We start from the raw sequence: 21,981 nt of genomic DNA, 5'->3' as shown, positions 1-21,981 counted from the left end.
AAAAAATCCCCTTGGCTTCAATCGCCAAGGGGATTTATTTTACACAGATTTCCGGTCTTCAAATGGAAAATCATCCTCTAATCTGTGTCTCTTCAGAAGGCCGAAGAAATTTTCGATTTCCCGTTCCGCGCTTTGCAGGGAATCGGAGCCGTGGATGACATTTTCTTCCTTGCAAAAGGCAAAGTCGCCTCGGATGGTGCCTGGCATAGCTTCTGTGGGACTTGTCTTGCCGATCATCAGGCGGGAAACCTCAATGATATTTTCTCCTTCCCATACCATAGCGAAAACAGGTCCGGATGTAATGAAATCGACTAGCTCGCCAAAAAACGGCTTTTCCTGATGTTCCATATAATGATATTCCGCTTTGGAGCGGTCAATGGTCATAAGCTCTGCGTTCAGTAAGGCAAACCCTTTTTGCTCAAAGCGTTTGATGATTTCCCCAATCAAGCCCCGGTTCACTCCATCAGGCTTCACCATGATAAACGTGCGCTGCATCGTCATACAATCACCTCAAAAAAATGTTTTAACAGAAATCCATTTCTGCGCTTTATCCATTATGGAAATAAATTGAACATTTCAAACCAAAGGATGCTGTAGAAATAACAATTTTCTTTATTCTAAGGGTATTTATGTAGATATTGTGGCAACCCTGCCAATAAGCTGTCCTCCAAATGCAGAAATGGTATAATTCTTTATGAAAGACAACAAGGTGGTGAAACCAGTTGAAATGGAAAGCTTTCGCGGTTTCTGTGCTGGCTGCGATGATGCTCGCTGCTTGCGGCGGAGAAGAGAGTGCAAAGGAAGAAACTCCTGCCCAGGCTGACGAAACGGTGGACATCAAGCAGTTGGTGCAGAATTATAGTGCCGCTAACTTGGAAGATGAGACTGCGTCAATTACCTCGCAGGAGCTGATTGTCCAGGACAGCAGCCAAAATGAGCGGGTCTATAAACTGCCAGAAGATGAATTCTTTGTTTCGATTGCCCCCTACATCAATGAAACCCACCCCTGAATGAATCATAGCTTGACAGGTTGTCAAGGAGAATTGGTGGAAAAAGAATTTGATGTATATATCGAAGACAGTGAAGGCAATGTCGTTCTGGATGAAAAGGTGGAATCCCTGTCCAATGGATTTTTCGACTTATGGCTGCCTCGTGATAAATCGTTTGTGATAAAAATTTCTCATGAGGGAAAAACAGTAGAGTCAGAGTTTTCTACTTTTGCCGAAGATGGCACCTGCATCACAACCATGCAGTTGATGTAAAACAAAAAGCACCTCACGCGGGTGCTTTTCGCTTTTTATAAAAAAGAATTAATTCTTCAAAAACTGATTCAGGGCAATCTTATTTTGCCTGAAATCCACTTCCAGCACATCGCCAATCCCATCATAGCTTTGATTTTCAAAGCTGCCTTCTTCGGGCAGGCGCAATGTTTCGATATCTCCGCCTTCATTGGCCAATATATCTTTTCCCATCGTTAAAAGTGTGGATGTTTCAATGTTTGTTTCAATATATGTATCTAAGAGGTCCAGAAGCTGTGGTATTTTTACGACACTATGGAGACCTGCCGCTTCTTCCTTTAATTTTGAGACAACTTCCTGCTGTCTTTCCACTCGTCCAAAATCGCTTAAACGGTCCTGGCGAAAACGGACATAACCCAGCAGTTCTTTGCCATTAAGTCTTTGTGTGCCTGGTTCAAGCGTCATTCCAATCCCATCAGACATCTCGTACGGTATGTCTACTTCAATCCCATCCGGAACGAGAAGGTCCACTGCTTTTTCGAACCCTTTAAAATCGACAACGGCATATCGGTCGATATCGAGCCCGAAATTCAATTGAATGGTTTCCCTTAACAGCTCCGTACCTCCATATGTATAAGCGGCATTCAATTTTTGCTGGCCATGTTCAGGGATGAAAACATACATATCGCGCATAAGGGAGATCAGCTTTACATTACTCGTTTCCGGATCATAATGGGCCACCATAATCGTATCTGTCCGCGAATGTTCCTCACCGCGCGAATCGCTTCCTAATAATAAAACATTTACTGCTTCCATCTTCTTTTCCCCTTTATCAGGAGAATCATTTGCTTTTACTAATTCTGTTGGCTGGCTTAATTTTTTTACTGTTCCCTGAATAGATTGAAATACAGTAAAGAGGCCAATCATAAAAATCCCTATGAGAAGAAAAGCGCCGAAAACCCTTCCCCAGCGTATCCTCATTCTCCTTTTTCTAGTCTTTGCCAATCTTTGCACCACCCAGGCTCATATAACTCGTTTTGAAAGAGTCATTATCGCATACTTAGTTTTCAGCTCATGGGTAATTAGGTTACAATTCGTTGATATTCTGATAACAGAAAGAGATACTCCCAGATTTCTTCCAGTTTTGTCAGAAAAAAAAGAGCAGCGTGGAATGGCTGCTCCCTCTATTGAACTGGCGACAAGATTTCTTTCACTTTTGATACAACAGCACCTGGGCTGAAAGGCTTTGCGATAAAATCGTTTGCGCCAAGGTTTAAACTTTGTAATTGATCTTTTTGCTCGGTCTTTGCCGAAAGCATGATGGCAGGCGTGTCTTTTTCTTTTCGGAGTTCTTCAAGCACCTTAAATCCATCTTTGCCAGGCATTAATATATCTTAAATGATGAGATCGTAATGTTCATTCAAAGCCTTAGTCAGCCCGTCGTTCCCATTATCAGCAATATCCACCATATAGTGTTCCCGTTCCAGATAAATCTTTAATAGATTACTGATTCTGACCTCATCTTCCACGATTAAAACTTTCAACTTCCAAGCAACCCCCAAATAATCCATATAAAACTAATTCTACACTAAATAGGTTTTCCTTGTAGATATAGGTAAAATTACATTTGGCAAGTGTCGAACGGGGAGACCAATTACTTTCACCAAATTGACATAAATATTCACTTTTTATAATTGATATTTCGACATGAAAAGAGAGGAATATATAGGAGATTTATCATAGGTTCATTTTAATAGGGTGAATTCATGCGGATTTTGTAAAAAAAGGGAATATGAGGTCGACTTAATGAAATTCCCTCTAGAGAGATTCCTTGTTACAATAAAAAATACAAACAGTTAATAAAAAAAATGGGGAAATTTCCCCTGTTTTTCTAATATAAATGTTGAAAAAGCTTGAAACAAAATACCTATATTGGGAGGTCTTGATATGGTATTCAAGGTAAGATTTTGGAACCGCTTAACAAAAAATCAGAAATTACGGCTGTTGAAGCAAAAAGCTCAACTTAAGGAAGTTGTCTAGTTTTACAGACCGTTCATTTCCAATAAAAATAGGTAGTACGCACAGGAAGGATGACTTGTGCGTTTTTTGCTTTAGCCCTGCCTATGAGGGGCGACCTTCTCATTAAAAAAACAGCCAGTCCGCAGTGGCCCTGGCTGTTTCCCTGTCATTCATCCTCTTTTTCCACCCAGTTGCCATCGCTGTCTTTTTCGTATTTATTCTTGACGGCACTCCATGCTACCTTGAAAGCTGTCTCTTCTTCCTTATATTCTTCACTTGCAGAGTTAAAGGCTTCCTTGAAAATTTCCTGTGCATGGTGGGGCAGGTTGTCTTTTACCGCGTCAGGAAGGTCATTCAACGTTTTATAAGGCATAATCGCTCCTCCTGTCTAATTTATGGTCCCTGTTTAGCACATAGGGTATAGTAGCATTTTTACCCGGAAGAACGGGGATGAAAACAGGGAGCTATAATCCCAGCCTCGACCAGTTAAAAAGGCTGCCGGGATCGGTTTTGCGCTCTGGTGCATATTCGCTGTGGCCAATGATATGGCTGCGGTCTTTTTTTATCTGGGTGTTTCTGGACAATATATCGTCTGTTAGGGTTTTTAATGCTTGATACTGCTCCTCTGTATAGCCAATATGTTCAGGGGAAAGAGAATGGTAGATTTCAGGGGGAACCATCATGTTCATCTCGCTTTCAGTGCCAATTCCCATCAATTCTATTCCAATCGAGTAATCATTCAGTTTATTTTTATACTCGGGGAAATGAGGCAGGCTCCCGGCACTTCCGGCATGGAAGGCGGCGAGGCTTTCCGGAACCAATTGATGGATTTTCCCTTCACGGGTAATTAAATAGTGCGATGAAATTTCATAGTCTATAAACATGTTTTTAATATCTTCGAAGACGTAGGGGTTTTCGGGATTCTCCAGGGCATTGCTGACAAAATGGATGACAATGTGGGTAGGTGGAGCGGTACGGGCTTTGGAGTTCTTTCCAGGGAGAAAAGAGTGTGTCACCGGAATGCCTGGAACATGTGCCGGCAGCTCTTCTTCATAAATAAAGGAAACACCCTTGACCTGGTCTTCTGCTGTATAGGTGGCAACTTCTTCAGAGACTGAACATCCTGCCGTCAGGAAAAATAAGAAATACAAGGCTTTTTTCATAGGCGGGCCCCTTTAGGTTTCAAATGAATAGAAAAGTCAAAAAGATTCTATCATAAAATGGTAGGGAATAGGGAAGTATTTTGAAGATTCAAAGTTCCTTTGATAAAATAAAAGGGATTGTGCAAGTTGTAACGAATATAAGTATTCAGGAGGTGTTTCTATTGGTTATTCGCAGAAAAGCCGATATTGAAAAACTGAAAGAGCGCTTTGTGGAGTTCGCCGAGTTCGACGGCGAAAAGCATTATCTAGCAGCCCAAGACTTTGCCCATTCCGGGACAATTACTTTCATGCGCTATGAGGATGGCCGTTTGACAGTGCACAGGAAAAATGATTGTTTTTGGGATTTAGAGGAGCTTCCAATCGACTGGGACGAGCTGTGGGGATATAGGAAATCGCTGAATAGTGCTTTAAGATAGCGTCAGGCTTTGTAGCCTGGCGCTATTTTTTTGTCTTTGATTTTGAAAAGATTATTAATCCCATATGTTAGTATTTGAAAAGATATTATAACTAAAGTAGGGTATTGGTAGAAAGAATAATGATATAGGAGAGTGGAAATGAAAATATTATTAACTGGGTCCACAGGATTTGTCGGGAAACAATTAACGCTGAGCCTGCTTGAGGATGGCCATGATGTATATGCCCTTGTACGGAATCAAAAAAAAGCGGAGAATCTCGTTGCTTCAACACCGTTCCATCTTCGTGAACATTTACATCTGGTGGAAGGAGATATTACCCGGGATCATGCAGGGATTGCGGAGGACATGATACGATCCTTAACGCAAAACATTCATGCGGTCTATCATATGGCAGCCTTTCTTTCTTTTCATAAAGAAGATAAGGAAAAAACGTTCAAGATTAATTATGAGGGAACAAAAAATATATTGGAGCTTGCGAGGAGGCTGAAGGTAAAGCATTTCTTCCATGTAAGCACTGCCTATACGCTCGGCAAAAAGTTTGAAGCAAGAGAAGAATTGCATTCAGTTGATCTTCCTTTTAATAATTATTATGAAGAAAGCAAGTGTCAGGCGGAGCATCTGGCCCTTCGGTATAAAGACTTTTTCAATGTAAGTATTTTTCGTCCATCCATCATTATTGGCGATTCAAGGACGGGAAAGGCAGATTCGGCTTTTGCGTTGTATGGGATCATCAGGAGTTTTGATCTGCTGAAAAGAAGGATGGACAGACAGAAATCCCCAATAAAAAACTTTAAGTTCCTCTGTAATCCAGAAATCCCCCAGAACTTTGTTCCAGTTGATTATGTGGTAAAGGTATTAAGTGCGGCACTGAATCATGCTGAAGACAATACGATTTACCATATAACCAATTCCAACCCGCCAACCAATCAGAAAATCTGTGATATGATCAGGAGCTCTCTTGATATATGGAATGTTGAAGTCGTGCCAACCAGCTACCAGGGGGAACTCACCGCTGAGGAAACCAGATTTAACGAACCTATAAGTGTTTTTTACCCATACTGGGAAAGGGCTATAGAATTTTTTGACCATAACACTAGAAGATTGCTAAAGGAAGCGAACCTAAAGCCATTGGACCTAACGGAGGATATGCTGAAAAAAATAGTTTCCGGAAGCAAGGCTGCAGAAACAGAAGTTTTTGCAGCAAAAGGCTGATCAAGCATAAGAGGTGCTCGTCCTGGGGACGGGCACCTCTTTAAGTTGAGAGCGGTACTTTTTAATAAAAGCAGTGGTCAATAGGACCTTCTATTTATTCACGGTCCCTGCCTTTTTCAAAGAAGGATTCTTCTATTTTGTTATTCTGAGGTTTTCCTTTTTTATCCTTCAGTTTTCCTTTTCCTTTGCCTTTCTTCTCTACTTCGGTGCCAACGGAAGCATAGATGGAGTTGGCAAGGAAGCGGTAGCTGTATTGTGTGTGTGCCCGGAAGGCCAAATCATTGGCGAAAAGGGTGATGCTGGAATCTTCAAAGTTTTGCGTGAAAGCAAGAGTCTGGCCTTTTGCCTGTTCATGGCCTGGCCACCAGCCGGCAACATAGAAATCATCGCTTTTGCTGATGGTTGCCAGTACTTCTGCTTCTTTAGGGACAGAAGTAATCCATGCTCCATTAGTTGTGTAAAGCAGCTCATTCGCCTCATAACCGGATGTCAGCACATGGTCGTTCACGTTTGCTTTTAAAAGACCTTCATGGCCGTTGCTTGTGCGGGCGAAATCAAATCCAGCCAGCGCACCGCTGTTCCTTACAGCATTTAAGGCCGAGGCTCCGATTCCAACATAGTGCTTGCCGGACATGCTATTCAGATTAAGTGTTCCGCTGTCGCTGACAATGACATCAGCAGTCGCTGGGTCCACAAGATTGAAGCCGAGTTCCTTGACGGAGAAACGCAGCTGTGAAGACCCTGTTACAGCGACTTTCGGCTGGGACAGCTTTTCTGTTCTACCTGCGTTTGAAGTACCAAGTGACTTCGATTCGAAATAATAATCCTTGCCATAAGCCTGCAAATCTTTTGTGCTGACTATAAAGTCGCCTTTATTGACGCCGGCTTTCGTTTCGGTTGCTTTCTCGACAACTGCTCCATTTTCAAGCAGCTCGTTTACGAGTTTAACGGTGTCATTATTGGTATTGGCCAGCACTTGTTTTGGGGTCTTGCCGGTAATTTGGCCGGTTGGTGCTGCAACGTTTTCTACTTCAATTGTGTTTTGATCAAAGGCTCCTGCCACACGGACCTCATCGATATCAAATCCGCGCAGAGCCGGGAAATTGACGACGATTGGGTCGTACATCGCTGCCCAGTCGGATACATTGTCGCCTTTATAAAGCATGGCGTTGGCCAAGCCGCGTTTTGCCTGGTTCATAGGAACAACAAACGTGCCTTTAGGATACAGAGTTCCATTCACTTTCATGTTTTTGGTCGTTTGCTCTACTTTTACGCCATTGCGAAGAAGGTAATCGACCATATTGTGAGCTTCAAGATTGTTTTTCTGCTCTTTATTATCAGTCGGGATCACATAGTAGTCAGGGAAGAAATTTTCATTTTCGCCTCTTTGGCGGCCGATTGATTCTCCCGCAGCATTGACATAATATTCATCGACGGCGGTGTTATCTTCACCGTTTACACCGCGCTTGAAAATTTCCAGCTGGTTCTTGTAGAGCCTGTCCTTGTTTTCAGTCACATAAAGGATTCCCCCCATGCCTGCACCAACCATTGCCCGATAGCTGTCCTGGCTAAGGGCCGGAACTTCGATTGTATGGCCCAGCGACCCGTGGAGCATCGCGAACGTCGCTGTATAAGCTGGTGTCATGTCATCCCAGCCATCTTCCCAAGCCTGTGCCGGAATGAAATAAGAATCCAGTTTCGAGTTTCCAATCCCTGCTTGTCCCATCGCATTGGCTTCTTCGATCATGGCCGGGTGCAGCAGGTCGTATTCATAGTTGGGATTATGCGGCGGTGTGGTCGGCTCAATTAAAAATCCGTCCACATAGCCGTGCATATCCAGGAAGGAGAGAGGCGTCCATTTTGCAATCTCTTCCGTAACGGCCTGTGTCTCGACCTGAGTTTGGTAATGATTGTCACGGTTCAAGTCAAAGCCATTGGCATTCGCCCTTGTATTGGCGACGCGGCCATCCGGGTTATTGGTGAACATATAGAGGAAAATCACATCATCCAGGACCTCATCGACATTCAAGGTTACACTTGTTTCTTTCCCATCTTTCTCGTTTGTGATGGTTACCTTATCTTCAACAGCAAATTTCTTTAGCAGCTCGACCTGTGCATCAACACCTTCCACTTCATCGGGGTGGATATTGTTGATCCAAACGGGAATCTGGTAGTCGCCCATTGTTCCATTATTGATTTTTTCCTGAAGGCTTTCAGGGTTTTCAAGCGCTGTCGGCAGCGTTTCGTTTAAATATTTGTCTACCGCCTCTTTATCTTTTGCCAAAATGACGAAATGAAGGTCACGGCCCTCAACGCTTTTGCCAAGGCTTTGGTATTCGAGGTAGCGATCATTTTTTGCGTTTGCCTCTTCGAAAATCGAGACAATCGCAGGCTTCAGCTGGTCATAAAACAGGAATTCGTCATAGACATTGAGCTTGACGGTGGTTGCGGCTTTTGTTTCCGTGTCAGGACTGACCATCGCCAGTTCATATTCGCCGATGAACTGCTGGTACTGAGTGCGGATGGTACGGTTTGATAGATTGTCACGGTTAAACAATAAACCAAACTCTAAAGTAGCTTTAACGGTTGTATCGTCCACATAATGTGGCTCTTCCACAACTTTTATGAAGGGGTCTCCGTTAAAGGTGGTTCCGCTAGTCCACTTTTTCCACTCCGAAATTTCCTTCCCGCCAAACTGGAACTCCAGTTGGCTTAAATCTGCGTTTTCTCCTAAATCTGCTTGGACTTCAACTGTCCTGACTTCCGTCATTGAGAAAAGGTCTCTGCTTGTCTCCAATTCTACTGTTTCCAGTGCTTCCGCTGTGCTATTTGCCAGAGCAGGGAAGGCTGCAGCAGAGAACAGGGAGAGCACCATCATCAATGCCAGCAATCCAGCAAAATGCTTCTTCATCCAATCATCCTTTCTATGTAGTTAGTAAGTTACTAATCTAACATAACAGAATATTTGGAATAATTTAAGCGATATCCTTCGGAAAACGGAATAATATCTTCGACAAAAAAAGAGGGACTTTAAATAAATGTAGTTTTACAAAATTAAGGGGAGATGCTGCAAGGTAAAAGATGTTCCTGTAAATAAAAAATACTTTCTCTAAAACAACGATGGCTGAACCTTTTTGGTGTCCAGCCAAGCGTTTCAGTTTAAAATCTATTTGCCTTTAGTGTCAAGATTGATTTGGCGGCGCTTCTTCTTCCATGTCCCTTGCTTCTTCAATGTTCGTTGAGCCTTCTCTCATATGTACAGAGCCGCCTGATAACCCTTCATTGATGATGCGGTCCACATCCAAATATACTTTGTCTTTGCCTTCATGCTGAAGGTCACTTTCTCCTTTTTTCTGCATTCCATTTTCCCTCCTTTTTCTGTTAATTTGGACTTTCGGAAACGTCCTCATTCATGCATCCATTTATTCTCTTCCAAAAAAAGGTTTATAATGTAAAGAGAGACTTTTATATTGGCTGGTTACAATGGAATTTTTAATAGGAGTGGTCTTATGAAGCAGGGTTCTGTCCGGTTTGTATTTATTTTTTCATTATTATCAATGGCATTGATGCTATTTGGGCTTGGGTGGACAATCCAAAACCAATTCTTCAGCGGGGATGCTGGTTCCAGCAGGATGGAGGAAGTGGAGCCGGCAGGAGAAGCCGCGACCAGTATAAAAGGAAAATTCGTTGTCGCGCTTGGGGACTCGCTGACCAGGGGGACTGGTGATGACAGCGGAAAAGGATATATTGGCTATCTGGTGGAGGAACTTCAGATGAAAACTGAAGAAAAAATCACTCTGCAAAATTTTGGCGTGAAAGGCTACCGGTCAGGACAGCTTTTAAATCAGATACAGCAGGCTGAAATACAAAGGCAGGTTAAGAATGCCGATTACATCCTGATCACCATTGGCGGCAATGATTTATTTCAGGGCGGCCAAACCTTATTGGAAATGAACAGTGAAAAGATCACTCAGGCAAGGAAAGCCTACCTTGACAATTTGCAGAAGATTCTTAAGGGATTGAGGTCATTGAATGAGGGAGCCGTCATCTTCCATATCGGCTTATATAATCCGTTTATTGACTTGAATGATTCAGCACTGACCACTCAAATTGTCCGGGACTGGAACCATGAAACAAGCAGGCTGCTGGACCAGGATCAAAAGGCCATTTATGTTCCGACATTCGATTTGTTCCAGCTTAGTGTGAATGATTATTTATATTCCGATAAATTCCATCCGAATGCAGAAGGCTATAAGCTGATTGCGGAACGGGTCGCATCGCTGATTACATGGTAGGGGGTGGAGACGTGAGTGAAATAACGCTTGCTGTAAAAGGGCTAAGAAAGCGGATTGGCAAAAAGGAAATCATCAAAGGGCTGAACTTTGAACTTAAAAGAGGGGAAGTGTTCGGATTCCTAGGACCAAACGGTGCCGGCAAAACGACCACCATCCGCATGCTGGTCGGCCTGATCAGGCCTACTGCGGGGACTATAGAGATTGGCGGATACGATGTACAGCGGAATTTTACAAAGGCAATGTCACACATGGGCTGTATTGTGGAAAATCCGGAGCTGTATCCATATTTAACGGGATGGGAAAATCTCCAGCACTTCGCGGGAATGCTTCCAGGCGTCACGAACGCGCATATGGAGGAAGTAGTGAAGCTTGTCCGGCTTCACGAACGGATTCATGATCATCTAAAAACGTATTCCCTGGGGATGCGGCAGCGTCTCGGCATTGCACAGGCATTGCTTGGAAAGCCAAAGGTGCTGATCCTGGACGAGCCTACGAATGGACTCGATCCGATGGGCATAAGGGAAATGAGGAACTTCATCCGCTACCTTGCGGAAGAAGAAGGGCTTACTGTCCTGGTTTCCAGCCATCTCCTAAGTGAAATCCAGCTTATGTGTGACCGGGTCGCGATTATTTCCCAGGGAAGCATTATTAAGGTGGATGCGGTGAAATCGCTTTTGGCCCTGCAGGAGAGAGTGGTGTGGCGGGCAGAGCCGCTGGCCAGGGCAAAAGAGGTGTTGAGCGGGTTTACCCAGGTGCATAACGCGCAGGACGGCACACTGGTCACTTCCTATAGTGATAGTGAAACACCTTTATGGAACAAGGCGATGGTGGAGCAAGGCATCCTTGTGAAAGAAATGAACCGGAAATTGCCGGCGCTTGAAGACTTATTCCTTGAACTTACAGGAGGTGAATCGGTTGTATAGCCTGGTAAGGAATGAACTGCTGAAAATTGTCCGCAAGAAAAGAATTTTGGTGGTCGCCGGAATAATTGCCATTCTTGTCGGCATGTTCACCTATGCGCAATGGAAGGAATTAGACCGGAGGCTGGAACGCTTTGGAGACGTAGATTGGCGGACAACGCTGCAGCAGCAGATTATTGATGCGCAAAACAGGATTACCAGCAGCGGTATTTCTGATGAGTGGAAAAGCCAGCTTCAGCTCCGCATCCAGCAGCAGCAGTATTACCTGGACCATAACGTCAACCCGGTCGAGCCTGGTGCCCCGACGTTCATGCGCACATTCGCCGATCATTCGATCACTTTGTTCCTTCCCCTGATGGTGATGGTGGTGGCTGCCGACATCGTCTCCTCGGAGCGGAGCGCAGGAACGATTAAACTTTTGCTGACTAGGCCGGTGAAACGCTGGAAAATCCTCATGAGCAAGTATCTAGCGCTGCTTCTTTCCATTTCGATCATCGTTGTACTGTTCGGGCTGTTATCTTATTTGATTTCAGGAATCGTCTTCGGCTACCAGGGATGGTCTGCCCCAGTTATTATTGGATTTAGTGCGGAAGGAATCGAGCTGAACACGAACGCCGTCCAATTGATCCCGCAATGGCAATACCTGCTGATGGAATTCAGCCTGGTCTGGTTTGTGGCTCTTGTTGTCGGCAGCATCGCCTTTATGCTGTCTGTTTTGATCAAAAACACTCCTGCAGGGATGGGGGTCATGCTTGCCGCCCTGATTTCAGGTGCCATCCTGAGCAATATGGTTTCTTCCTGGGAGTCGGCCAAATATTTGTTTATGATCAATCTCGATTTAACGGCCTACCTGGCCGGAAAAGCTCCGCCAATTGAAGGCATGTCACTTGGATTTTCATTGATTGTGCTGACACTGTGGGGACTCGCCGCCCTTGCGGTTTCGTTTATCGTTTTTACAAGGCAGGATATCTATTGAATAAGAGCAATGCGCCAATTAGAAAAATTCACTATTGATTTCCACAAAACTCTTTGATAGTATTAACCTTAATTTCATAAGACCTTATCAGATCGGTGAGGTAGAGGAGCGAATCTTATTAGTAATCCATCGGAGTATGACATCGATGAGGATGGATGAAAGGAAGATTTGCCGAAGCGCAGCAAGGAGTCAAACTTGCTGCAGCTGGGATGCTTTCTGAACAAGGAGCAGACTGTCATGCTTGTTTATGTGCATGGAGGACTACTGATCGAAATGGAGGATAACGTATATTGTCATCTAGCAATGATAGGTTATTTTCTATCGTTGCTTTTTTGCGTTTATTTTGAGCTTTCGCAAAAATTCCACTTTTCCCTCCCTTCAGTCACTTCACTCCGCACTCAAGCATGAACGTCTCTCTTATCATTTACTTTCTAAGGAGCGAATCATCTTGAGAACCATCTACACAAACGGAAAGATCTACACGTTTAATTCAAGAACACCATTTGTACAGGCTGTTGTCGTCGAAAACGGGCGTTTCATTGACATGGGTTCAACAGCCGATATGCTGCTTCAATGGGGAAGCTCTGCCCAAATCATTGATTTGGAAGGAAACGCTGCTACGCCAGGGCTGATTGACAGCCATCTCCACCTCTCCATTATGGCGGACAGTTTCATCAACCTTGATTTGACCGGTGTCACCTCCAAGCATGAAATGCTGAATAAAGTTCAGGAAAGGGCACTGCAACTTGAGCCTGGACAATGGATTGTAGGCAGCGGCTGGGATGAAAATCTGTTCACCGACGGAGGAATCCCTGTTATTTCCGAACTGGATTATGCAGCACCTGCCAATCCAGTCCTGCTGTCCAGAACTTGTCTGCATGCAGCGCTAGTCAACAGCAATGCGTTGAAAATAAGCGGTTATCACCCGTTGATTTCCGTTCCGGAAGGCGGTACGGTCGTCCTCGATGAAATCACGAAGCAGCCTACTGGAATGCTGCTTGAGTCGGCGATGAATATTGTCAGGCAGAACACCCCGGAGCGTTCGTACCAGGACTGGAAAAACGCGATGCGCCAGACGATCCAGTTTGCGATGCAAAGAGGGCTGACGAGTGTGCATACCAATGACCCTCTATACCTGGGCGGACTGGAGCAGACATGGAATATCTACAACGAGCTTTTAAACGGAGAGCAGCTTGGCTTGCGCACCAATCTATTAATCAACCACGAATTTTTAAAAGACTTAAAAGATGCAGGGATGTATACAGGTTACGGAAATGACACCCTGCAAATCGGTGCCGTGAAGATCTTCGCCGACGGGGCTTTTGGCAGAAGAACGGCGCTGTTATCGGAGCCTTACAGTGATGATTCCGGCAATTATGGAGATGCGATGTACAGCCAGGAGCAGCTGTATGATATTGTCAGGAGCTCACGGGAGCTCGACATGCCGATCGCCGTCCATACCATTGGGGACAAAGCATTGGAAAATGTTCTCGATGTGCTTGACCAGTTTCCGGCAGCCTCGTACCGCGACCGGCTGATTCATGCACAGGTTCTGAGGGAGGAGTTGATCCCTAGGCTGAAGCATTCCAGCAGAATTGCCGATATACAGCCGCGCTTTATCGCCAGTGACTTCCCATGGGTGGAGGAGCGTCTCGGCAAAGAGCGAATCAAGCTTTCGTACGCATGGAAAACCTTGATGGACGCGGGCGTCATTTGTGCTGGCGGATCGGATGCACCAGTAGAGCCGGCTGACCCGATTCTTGGCATCCACGCAGCCGTCACACGCAAAAAGCCGGGAGAAAACCACGAAGGCTTTTGTCCTGAACAAAAACTGACGATGGTGGAGGCTTTCCGTTTGTTCACTGAACTTGGAGCCTATCCAACGAATGAAGAGACCGTCAAAGGAACAATCGCACGTGGTAAATTTGCTGACATGACCGTTTATTCAAAGAATCCATTTGGCATGGAAGATGCAGATGAATTGCTGACAACAGATATTGAAATGACGATTATTGGCGGAGAGATCACCTATAGAAGAAACTAACAACTTGGGAGAGACATTATGGAAAACATCTTAGCAAGCTTATCAGGATTTTTATGGGGATTGCCATTGATCCTCACAATGGTATTTGTCGGACTGTATTTTACAATCGGAAGCAAGTTTTTTCAGTTCCGGCACTTTCCACACATTTTAAAAGCTACGTTCAGCAGCATGTTTAAGAAGGAGAAAAGCGATGACGGGAAAAAAGGGGTCATGTCGTCCTTTGAAGCAGTGGCAACCGCGATTGGCGGAACAGTCGGTGTGGCCAATATCGGCGGTGTTGCTACGGCGATTGCAGTCGGCGGCCCTGGCGCAGTCTTTTGGATGTGGATGACAGCCATATTAGGAATGATCATCAAAACGGTGGAGGTTACCCTCTCTGTTTATTATCGAAGTACCGATGAGAATGGCGATCCGTACGGCGGGCCGACCTATTATATGGAAAAGGGGCTAGGGGAAGAAAGGAATTTTAAATACTGGATTTTTCCTGCCGGTCTGTTTGGAATGGGAATTTTCTCAACATTCTTTATCACAATGCAGAACTATACCATTTCGGAAGCTATTTCCTCCACTTTTAATATTGGAATGGTTCCGGCATCCATCCTATTTTCGCTTCTTGTTTATTTTGTGGTGTGGGGCGGAATCAAGCATGTTGGAAAGCTCGCATCCAAGCTGGTTCCAGCCATGGTCTTATTCTATATTATTGCTGGATTGTTTGTCATTTTGACCAATATCAATCAAATCGGAAATGTCTTTGCCCTCATTTTTGACGGGGCATTTGGCGGTACCGCTGCCGTTGGCGGTTTCACTGGAGCGGCTGTGGCCCAAGTCATCCGAATGGGAATGGCAAGATCCGTATACAGCAATGAAGCTGGCTGGGGAACTTCAGCGATGATCCATTCCACGGCCAAGGTCGATCATCCGGTAAAACAGGGAATCTGGGGTGCGTTTGAAGTCTTTATTGATACTATCATCGTTGCTACCATCACCGCTTTTACCATCATAATTACCGGAGCATGGTCATCCGGTTTATCAGGAGCCGATTTAACACTGACAGCCTTCCAAACGGGAATAGGCGATACGGCCAGGATCGTCATTGCCCTGTCTATTCTGTTATTCGGATTGACGACAGTAACGGGCTGGTACTCATACTATGAAATCGTCCTGCGCCATTTGTTAAAAGGAAACACCAAGATGAAAAACAGAATCCTGAAGACCTTTATCTATCTCTATCCCATCCCTGGGTCATTGATGGTTGTATATGGTGTGGCCTTTGGTTTGCCAGGACAGACGGTCTGGTATTTCGCCGATATTTCTTCGGCCATCCCCACTTTTATCAACGTCGTCGTGATCCTGATTTTAGGAAAGCAATTCTTTGCCCTTCTTAAAGACTATAAAGCAAGGTATCTTGGGATTGGTGAAATAGACCCGGATTTCTCCCTATTTTATGAAGAGAAGGTAGAGAAGGAAAAGCGTAAGCAGGAAATTGGATAGCAGCATAAGCGCACGATGGATATTCCATCGTGCGTTTTTATAAGGTCTTTATACCTGCTAACGAGAATATTTCACTGGTTCTTTATAGCTATTGTGTAAAATTATCTTAAAAAGCAAAACAATCTTCTAAATATTTTGTATTGTTTCATTGAATTTCTTCCATAATAATTACCTTAATCTATAAGAAAAGGCGGTGACATTGGGAATATTAGGGGTGTGCCATGCCCCAGGCCAAAGCTCCAGCTAAAGCCGGACAGAACTGAAAGCGCTTACGGAGTAAGGCGAGTATCTGAATGCGGTACATAAGGGACGGGTGCATACAAAATGGCTATTTTAGGAGGAGTATCATGCTGAAAATGCGTCGCAAAAAAATACTGGCAGGCTTCCTGCTGCTGATGGTTTCGACCTTGGTTCTCGGCAATCTTTATGTTGACGCAGCCAAATCTGAAAATCGTCATAAAAATCCCATCACAATTTACCTGGCAGGAGATTCTACGGTCTCCGATTATGACGGCAAGGCTGCGCCAAGAGCAGGATGGGGACAGGTGCTGGGCGGGTTTTTCGATGACAAGGTTGTTGTTGAAAATGAAGCTTCATCAGGCAGAAGCTCGAAAAGCTTTATAGATGAAGGCAGGCTGGACGCTATTTTAAAACAGATTGAAAAGGGAGATTACCTATTCATTCAATTTGGCCATAATGATCAGAAAATCGAAGATCCATCCCGCTATACAGAGCCCTATACCACCTATAAGAGCCATTTGAAGCAGTATATTGACGGTGCCCGTGCAAAAAAGGCGGTTCCTGTACTCATTACTCCGGTGGAACGCAGACGCTTTATGGCAGAAGGAATCGCACGAGATTCACATGGTGAATATCCGAAAGCGATGATGGAACTGGCAGAAGAAGAAAATGTTCCGCTGATTAACCTTACAGCCAAAAGCAAGGCGCTGTTCCAGGAGCTAGGTCCTGAAGGGACAAAGGATGTGTTTCTCTGGCTTGAAGAAGGAGAGCACGTGAACTACCCTCAGGGCGTGGAGGATAACACCCATTTTCAGGAAGAGGGGGCCAGGAGAATAGCCGCTTTGGTTATTGAAGAAATGAAGGAGCTAAATTTGGCGCCATTAAAAACCCGTATTTTAAAATAAGCCCCGTATTAGAGAGAAAAAAGAGGTTATTGCAGCCTCGATTTGAAAGAGGAGAGGAGAAATAATGGTGTCTAAAAACATATCCAGTCTGATTCTAGCCTTTCTGCTGGCATTCAGCACGTTGTTACCGGTATTTGCTGAAGAAAACGAAAATACGATGAGCACGGAAAACCTGACATGGCAAAGCGTAACGTTTGGACAATCGACAGACCTGAATTTTTCGGCCAATGTACTGCCTGAAAAAGTAGGCACAAATTATGCGGACCCTGAGAATCCCCGAACTATTGAAGGGAAAATCACCCTCGAAAGCCGGGGAGGAAAAATGGCACCGGGCCATGATGGGCTGACATTCTATTATACAAAGCTTGACCCAAATCTTCACAACTTCGTCCTGGAAGCGGATATGATCATTGAACAGTTTGGCCCGGAGACAGGAGCCAATCCTAATGGTCAGGAAAGTGCCGGCATCATGGTCAGGGATGCCATTGGCGCCGCCCGGCAGGACCCGATGATTTTAGGGTATGAAGAGGTTCCGGCTGCGTCCAATATCTTTGGTGTCGGCATGATGCGCCATGGCGTGTCCCCTATCTACCGCACTGGTGTTCTTTATCCATGGGGAAATCTTGGCAGCCAGCTGAAGGCAACTGGTTTTACAACGGATTCAGCCTATATTCTTCCCGTCGGCACCCCTGCAAGAGTGAAGCTCGAAAGAACAGATACCGAGTTTATCATGTCGGTTACCTTCACTCATACTGCTGAAGAAAAGACGTTTGAGCAAAGAGTAAAAGGCGCTGACTTTGTCCAGGTTCTTGAAAAGGATGCCATGTATGTGGGCTTTTATGCATCAAGGAATGCCAAGATGGTGATTGAGAATGCAGAACTGACACTAAGTGAAGCCAATACCGTTCCGACCCCGCTGACGGAGCCAGCACCTGTTAGTCCTTTGATGAACATTGTATCTGCGCAGGAATATGGTTCATCAGATTATGATCTGAAGGTACTGGCCAATTATGATGGCACAGTGTCCATTAAGAAAGACGGCGTCGAAGTCGTATCGGGAGCGGGTGTCAAGGCCAATGAAGCCTACTCATTGGACACACAATTAGAGCAGGAAAAAACGGATTTCAGCGTGAACTATACTCCTGCTGACGGTCCGCCAACGGCCCCGATTACAAAAAATATCACCGTGACAAAGAAAGTATACAACAGCGGGGCAGGTTTGTTTGTGTCTCCACAGGGTTCGAGCAGCGCGAAAGGTACCATGGAAGACCCCATGGACCTGGAAACCGCGATTAAATATGTTCTGCCTGGTGAAACGATTTTCATGCGCGAAGGGACGTATACTCCGGTTTCGATGATTCACATCAAGAAGGAGTACAGCGGCTCTGAAGGAAAAATGAAAACATTGGCTGCCTATGATGGTGAAAAGGTTGTTATCGACGGACAAGGCAAACTTTCCAATGTCCTGCAGCTGAACGGAGACTACTGGAAGGTGGCGGGAATCCAGATTACAAAAGCCGCTTCCACCGGGATGAGGTTAAGCGGAAATAATAATATTGTGGAGCAGATGTTGTTCAATTATAACGGAGATACGGGTCTTCATATTGCGGGAAGCGGCTCGAATCCTGATTTTTGGCCAAAACACAACCTGATTTTAAACAGTGAATCCCATGACAATCGCGATGCTTCTAATATCAATGCCGACGGCTTTGCAGCAAAGCTGGGCGTTGGGGTTGGAAATGTGTTCAGGGGAAATATCGCACATCACAACATCGATGATGGCTGGGATTTATATAATAGGACGAACGAAGGCCCTAACATGCCTGTCACGCTTGAAGGGAATATTTCCTACTCCAATGGAAAGCTCAGCGATGGCTATAACGAGGAAGGAACATCTGGCAGCGGCTTTAAAGTCGGCGGCGAAGGACTTCCGGTTGCGCATGTGCTTCGCAACAACATTGCGTTTGACAATAACATGGATGGTTTTACCGACAATTTTAATCCAGGAAAAATGATCGTTGAAAACAACACTTCATTTGATAACAAGCGTTTCAATTTCGTGTTCAGGATCAACCCATACTTCTCGGCAGAAGAGCAGGGAACGTTCAAGAACAACCTTTCTATCCGGACAAAACCAGGAATTGAGGATTTTATCTCCGGCAATAAAGATGAAACCAACTTCTTCTTTGACGGAGAGAAGACGGTCAATAGCGAAGGAAAAGCCGTTTCGGCTGAAGACTTTGTAGATACTGCTGTCCCCGAAAAGTTTGGACGGGACCGTGATGGCAACATTTTATATGGAAGTTTCTTGAGGCCAACTCCTGAAAGCTTTTTGAGCAGTGGTGGGATAGGCGCTATTCCTGCACTTCCGGTATCGCTCTCTGTGGAAGGGCCAAACTCCCTGAGAGAAGGGGAAACTGCACAGCTAGTGATTAAGGCCAGGTATTTTGATGGTTCTGAAAAGGTTCTGGCTTCAGGCCTGGAGTTTGAAAGTGCTCATCCTTCGATTGCTGCAGTAGACCGGGACGGGGGCGTCGAAGCCGTGGCAAAAGGAAAGACGAAGGTTTCCGTGGATTACAATGGGCTAACTGCTGAGCTGGATATCCATGTGAAGCAAATGCCGCCAGGTTTAAAGAAAAAATAGCATAGCAAGGATAGGGCAGCGATTTTTTGCTGCCCTTTTTCATTGTGCTTCTATTGTTCATTCCGTGAATAGACTGGTTCAATTTAGCCATCATAAGATAGAGAACAACTTAAGGAGTGAACAGAATGAAGAAAACATGGATTGTTGCAGGATGTGCTGTTTTGTCGCTGAGCCTTGCAGGATGCGGAGTAAACAATAACGCGGCAAGGGACGATAATAACCAGGGACCCCAGGTGATGAACAATCAGGATCGCCCCAGAACGTTCAACAATAACAACCGAGATGGAAATCGGACCCTGACGATTTCCGACCGTGCGGAAAAGCAAGTTGAAAAGATGGAAGAAGTGGAAGATGCACATGTTATCATCTCGGAAAACAATGCTTATGTGACGGTAAGAATGAATAACAACAATAACAACAATAACAACCGTGAGAACAATGGAAATGCCAGGGTCAATGACATGGATCGCAATGGCGAAGGATTTATCGAGGAAGGGACAGTCAAGCCTGACCGCAACAGGAACAGGGCCGATGATGGCATCATTGACGGCCAGGGGGATGCTGGAAGCGGAGACCTGCAAAATGCGGGAGCAGGCAATAGGAACAACAATAACACAATCTTCGGGAACAATGATACTGGCGGGAACAATGCTGCCATGGGCGGAAGCACAACAGGCAATGGAGGAAGCGCAGCCGGTGCCGGAAATGCGGGCAACAATACCGCTGGCGATACTGGCAGAGCAACCAATTATAGCGAAGTTTCATCAAAATTTGAGCAAAAGATTGCCGACCAGGTGCGCCAGGCTGACAAGAGGATTCACAAAGTATTCGTATCCGTCGACCCTGACTTGTATGACAGAATGGGTACTTTTGCAGATGACATCCGTAACAACCGCAACAGGGACGGCATGTTTGATAACTTCAATACAACAATGAATGACTTCTTCGGCAACCGATATAATAATAATCGTTAGAAAAAAGGGAGGCAGCCAGACTGAAACTGGCTGCCCTTTTTTGGGGTTCGGACAGCACCGACCCAAAAAAAGAATGCAGTCCCAATGGCGGACTACATTCTAAGTGATCTTATCTAGCCAAATTAAAAATCTCGAGAACATTTGTTTCATCTAATGGTACAAAGTTCCCCAGCGGTCCTCTTTCTGTTCCTTTTTTTGCCATTTCGGAAAAGTGTTCGTCGCCGATATTGGCTTCCTTCAGAGTTATCGGCATTCCGATGGAAGAGAAGAACTCTTCTGTTTTCCTGATTCCGGCTAATGCCGTCTTTTCGAGGTTGTTCAAATCGATTTCTACATCCCACACCCGATTGGCGAACTGCGCAAACCGGTTTATGTCATGCTTGTAGACATGCTTCATCCATGCAGGGAAGACAATCGCCAGACCGGCACCATGGGCGATGTCGTAAATGCCGCTGATTTCATGCTCGATATCATGGCTGGCCCAATCGCCAATTCTCCCGGTGCCAAGCATATCGTTATGGGCAATCGTACCCGCCCACATAATTTCGGCACGCGCGTCATAGTTAGTCGGTTCTTCAAGGACCGTATGCGCATGATTGATGATGGTCTTTAACGCTCCTTCGCAAAGGCGGTCTGTCAGTTCCACATTTTTCTCATTGGTAAAATACCTTTCGAGGATGTGAGCCATCATATCAGTGATGCCGCATGCGGTTTGATAAGCTGGCAAGGTATAGGTAAGCACCGGATTCAGGATGGCGAACTGGGGACGCATGGATGGATGCATGGCGGACCGCTTGTACCACCCTTCTTCGTTTGTAATGACCGTACCGCTGCTGGATTCGCTGCCGGCAGCAGGGATGGTCAGCACCACACCGATTGGAAGACAGTCTGTAACTTCTGCCTTTCCGTCAAAAAAATCCCATACATCGCCTTCATAATGAACACCGGCCGCGATGGCCTTTGCGGAATCAATGACGCTTCCTCCTCCAACGGCAAGGATAAAGCTGATGTCATGTTCTTTGCATAGCGCAACTCCCTCTCGTACAAGGCTTACGCGCGGATTAGGCTTGACACCGCCCAGCTCGAATACCTCGATGCCTTGGTCCTTCAGGGATTCCTTCACCCGGTCGTATAAGCCGCTGCTCTTTATGCTCCCGCCTCCATAATGCAAAAGGAGCTTCCGGCCATAAGCCACCGCTTCTTTTCCAACAAATTGTTCTTTATCCTTCCCGAAGATCAACTTCGTACTGTTTTGAAACACAAAATCCTGCATCATTAAATCCTCCTCTCCTGAAACACAATCACTATCTTACTATGAAACGGAGGAAAAACAAACGCTTGCAGCCAAATGTTGTAAAGGAAATAAAATATAAAAGTAAAATTCAATTTTAAGAATATATGTCAAAATAACAAGTGTCGCATAACGAATACATCATCACAAGAA

General features: G+C 45.1%; 18 protein-coding genes, 1 pseudogene and 1 riboswitch. Of the genes and pseudogenes, 11 read left to right on the top strand and 8 right to left on the bottom strand.

Annotation, left to right across the window (positions count from 1 at the left end):
• Positions 1-39: 39 nt before the first annotated feature.
• Entirely contained in the window at positions 40-495 is a 456-nt protein-coding gene (gene ndk, locus WQ57_RS13735; protein ID WP_046524341.1) for a nucleoside-diphosphate kinase, read from the bottom strand.
• Positions 496-722: 227 nt separating this feature from the next.
• Here ndk and WQ57_RS27020 point away from each other — a divergent pair, with 227 nt between their 5' ends.
• Positions 723-1,262 (top strand): CueP family metal-binding protein, encoded by a 540-nt coding sequence (locus tag WQ57_RS27020; protein WP_420912397.1) that lies wholly within the window; start codon positions 723-725, stop codon positions 1,260-1,262.
• 48 nt (positions 1,263-1,310) lie between these two features.
• Here the strand turns inward: WQ57_RS27020 and WQ57_RS13720 are convergent, their stop codons facing one another.
• The 4 genes and pseudogenes from WQ57_RS13720 to WQ57_RS13705 form a co-directional block, all read right to left on the bottom strand.
• Entirely contained in the window at positions 1,311-2,252 is a 942-nt protein-coding gene (locus WQ57_RS13720; RefSeq protein WP_241481547.1) for an LCP family protein, read from the bottom strand.
• 170 nt (positions 2,253-2,422) lie between these two features.
• A pseudogene (locus WQ57_RS27425) lies at positions 2,423-2,767 on the bottom strand (response regulator transcription factor).
• A 656-nt stretch (positions 2,768-3,423) separates the two neighbouring features.
• Complete coding sequence (locus WQ57_RS13710; protein WP_046524338.1) at positions 3,424-3,630, bottom strand: ChaB family protein; 207 nt, start codon at positions 3,628-3,630, stop codon at positions 3,424-3,426.
• Positions 3,631-3,721: 91 nt separating this feature from the next.
• Entirely contained in the window at positions 3,722-4,420 is a 699-nt protein-coding gene (locus WQ57_RS13705; RefSeq protein ID WP_046524337.1) for an N-acetylmuramoyl-L-alanine amidase, read from the bottom strand.
• Between the two features lie 161 nt (positions 4,421-4,581).
• Between WQ57_RS13705 and WQ57_RS13700 the strand changes: the two genes are divergently transcribed.
• Together WQ57_RS13700 and WQ57_RS13695 are read left to right on the top strand one after the other, a co-directional pair.
• Entirely contained in the window at positions 4,582-4,836 is a 255-nt protein-coding gene (locus tag WQ57_RS13700) for a hypothetical protein (RefSeq protein ID WP_046524336.1), read from the top strand.
• Between the two features lie 138 nt (positions 4,837-4,974).
• Positions 4,975-6,048: an SDR family oxidoreductase gene (locus tag WQ57_RS13695; RefSeq protein ID WP_046524335.1), complete on the top strand. Its 1,074-nt coding sequence runs from the start codon at positions 4,975-4,977 to the stop codon at positions 6,046-6,048.
• A 94-nt stretch (positions 6,049-6,142) separates the two neighbouring features.
• On the opposite strand, the gene WQ57_RS13690 is transcribed toward WQ57_RS13695, so the two are convergent.
• A complete protein-coding gene (locus WQ57_RS13690) occupies positions 6,143-8,959 on the bottom strand; it encodes a M14 family metallopeptidase (RefSeq protein ID WP_064537368.1) in 2,817 nt (938 codons plus the stop codon).
• 271 nt (positions 8,960-9,230) lie between these two features.
• The gene (locus WQ57_RS27015) at positions 9,231-9,407 is read right to left on the bottom strand and encodes a hypothetical protein (RefSeq protein ID WP_173427557.1); all 177 of its coding nucleotides are present in this window, start codon (positions 9,405-9,407) and stop codon (positions 9,231-9,233) included.
• A gap of 150 nt (positions 9,408-9,557) precedes the next feature.
• On the opposite strand from WQ57_RS27015, the gene WQ57_RS13685 reads away from it, so the two are divergent.
• From WQ57_RS13685 to WQ57_RS27090, 8 genes are all read left to right on the top strand, one after another.
• Complete coding sequence (locus WQ57_RS13685; RefSeq protein WP_046524334.1) at positions 9,558-10,343, top strand: SGNH/GDSL hydrolase family protein; 786 nt, start codon at positions 9,558-9,560, stop codon at positions 10,341-10,343.
• 11 nt (positions 10,344-10,354) lie between these two features.
• A complete protein-coding gene (locus WQ57_RS13680) occupies positions 10,355-11,266 on the top strand; it encodes an ABC transporter ATP-binding protein (RefSeq protein WP_241481546.1) in 912 nt (303 codons plus the stop codon).
• Entirely contained in the window at positions 11,259-12,239 is a 981-nt protein-coding gene (locus WQ57_RS13675; RefSeq protein ID WP_046524332.1) for an ABC transporter permease, read from the top strand. Before WQ57_RS13680 ends, WQ57_RS13675 begins: the two co-directional genes overlap by 8 nt.
• A 93-nt stretch (positions 12,240-12,332) precedes the next feature.
• Positions 12,333-12,511: riboswitch (Lysine riboswitch) on the top strand.
• Between the two features lie 173 nt (positions 12,512-12,684).
• Positions 12,685-14,283: an amidohydrolase gene (locus tag WQ57_RS13665; protein WP_173427558.1), complete on the top strand. Its 1,599-nt coding sequence runs from the start codon at positions 12,685-12,687 to the stop codon at positions 14,281-14,283.
• A gap of 18 nt (positions 14,284-14,301) precedes the next feature.
• Positions 14,302-15,774 (top strand): alanine/glycine:cation symporter family protein, encoded by a 1,473-nt coding sequence (locus WQ57_RS13660; protein ID WP_046524329.1) that lies wholly within the window; start codon positions 14,302-14,304, stop codon positions 15,772-15,774.
• 356 nt (positions 15,775-16,130) lie between these two features.
• On the top strand, positions 16,131-16,919 hold the full coding sequence (locus WQ57_RS13655) for a rhamnogalacturonan acetylesterase (RefSeq protein ID WP_084820279.1): 789 nt from the start codon (positions 16,131-16,133) through the stop codon (positions 16,917-16,919).
• 64 nt (positions 16,920-16,983) lie between these two features.
• Positions 16,984-19,563 carry a right-handed parallel beta-helix repeat-containing protein gene (locus WQ57_RS13650; RefSeq protein WP_064537367.1) on the top strand — a complete coding sequence of 860 codons (2,580 nt, stop codon included), beginning with the start codon at positions 16,984-16,986 and terminating at the stop codon, positions 19,561-19,563.
• A 125-nt stretch (positions 19,564-19,688) separates the two neighbouring features.
• Complete coding sequence (locus WQ57_RS27090) at positions 19,689-20,537, top strand: YhcN/YlaJ family sporulation lipoprotein (protein WP_046524328.1); 849 nt, start codon at positions 19,689-19,691, stop codon at positions 20,535-20,537.
• A 109-nt stretch (positions 20,538-20,646) separates the two neighbouring features.
• Here WQ57_RS27090 and WQ57_RS13640 read toward each other — a convergent pair whose 3' ends face one another.
• Positions 20,647-21,810, bottom strand: a complete 1,164-nt coding sequence (locus WQ57_RS13640) for an iron-containing alcohol dehydrogenase (protein ID WP_046524327.1) — start codon at positions 21,808-21,810, stop codon at positions 20,647-20,649.
• Positions 21,811-21,981: the final 171 nt, after the last annotated feature.

The organism is Mesobacillus campisalis (assembly GCF_000986785.1).
GTDB lineage: Bacteria > Bacillota > Bacilli > Bacillales > Cytobacillaceae > Mesobacillus_B > Mesobacillus_B campisalis.
This window is presented reverse-complemented; position numbering and strand designations above follow the sequence as displayed.

Coding starts and splice junctions, on each gene's coding strand:
- ndk (WP_046524341.1), bottom strand. CDS start 495: ATGCAGCGCACGTTTATCATGGTGAAGCCTGATGGAGTGAACCGGGGC.
- WQ57_RS13710 (WP_046524338.1), bottom strand. CDS start 3,630: ATGCCTTATAAAACGTTGAATGACCTTCCTGACGCGGTAAAAGACAAC.
- WQ57_RS13705 (WP_046524337.1), bottom strand. CDS start 4,420: ATGAAAAAAGCCTTGTATTTCTTATTTTTCCTGACGGCAGGATGTTCA.
- WQ57_RS13695 (WP_046524335.1), top strand. CDS start 4,975: ATGAAAATATTATTAACTGGGTCCACAGGATTTGTCGGGAAACAATTA.
- WQ57_RS13690 (WP_064537368.1), bottom strand. CDS start 8,959: ATGAAGAAGCATTTTGCTGGATTGCTGGCATTGATGATGGTGCTCTCC.
- WQ57_RS27015 (WP_173427557.1), bottom strand. CDS start 9,407: ATGCAGAAAAAAGGAGAAAGTGACCTTCAGCATGAAGGCAAAGACAAA.
- WQ57_RS13685 (WP_046524334.1), top strand. CDS start 9,558: ATGAAGCAGGGTTCTGTCCGGTTTGTATTTATTTTTTCATTATTATCA.
- WQ57_RS13660 (WP_046524329.1), top strand. CDS start 14,302: ATGGAAAACATCTTAGCAAGCTTATCAGGATTTTTATGGGGATTGCCA.
- WQ57_RS13655 (WP_084820279.1), top strand. CDS start 16,131: ATGCGTCGCAAAAAAATACTGGCAGGCTTCCTGCTGCTGATGGTTTCG.
- WQ57_RS13650 (WP_064537367.1), top strand. CDS start 16,984: ATGGTGTCTAAAAACATATCCAGTCTGATTCTAGCCTTTCTGCTGGCA.
- WQ57_RS27090 (WP_046524328.1), top strand. CDS start 19,689: ATGAAGAAAACATGGATTGTTGCAGGATGTGCTGTTTTGTCGCTGAGC.
- WQ57_RS13640 (WP_046524327.1), bottom strand. CDS start 21,810: ATGCAGGATTTTGTGTTTCAAAACAGTACGAAGTTGATCTTCGGGAAG.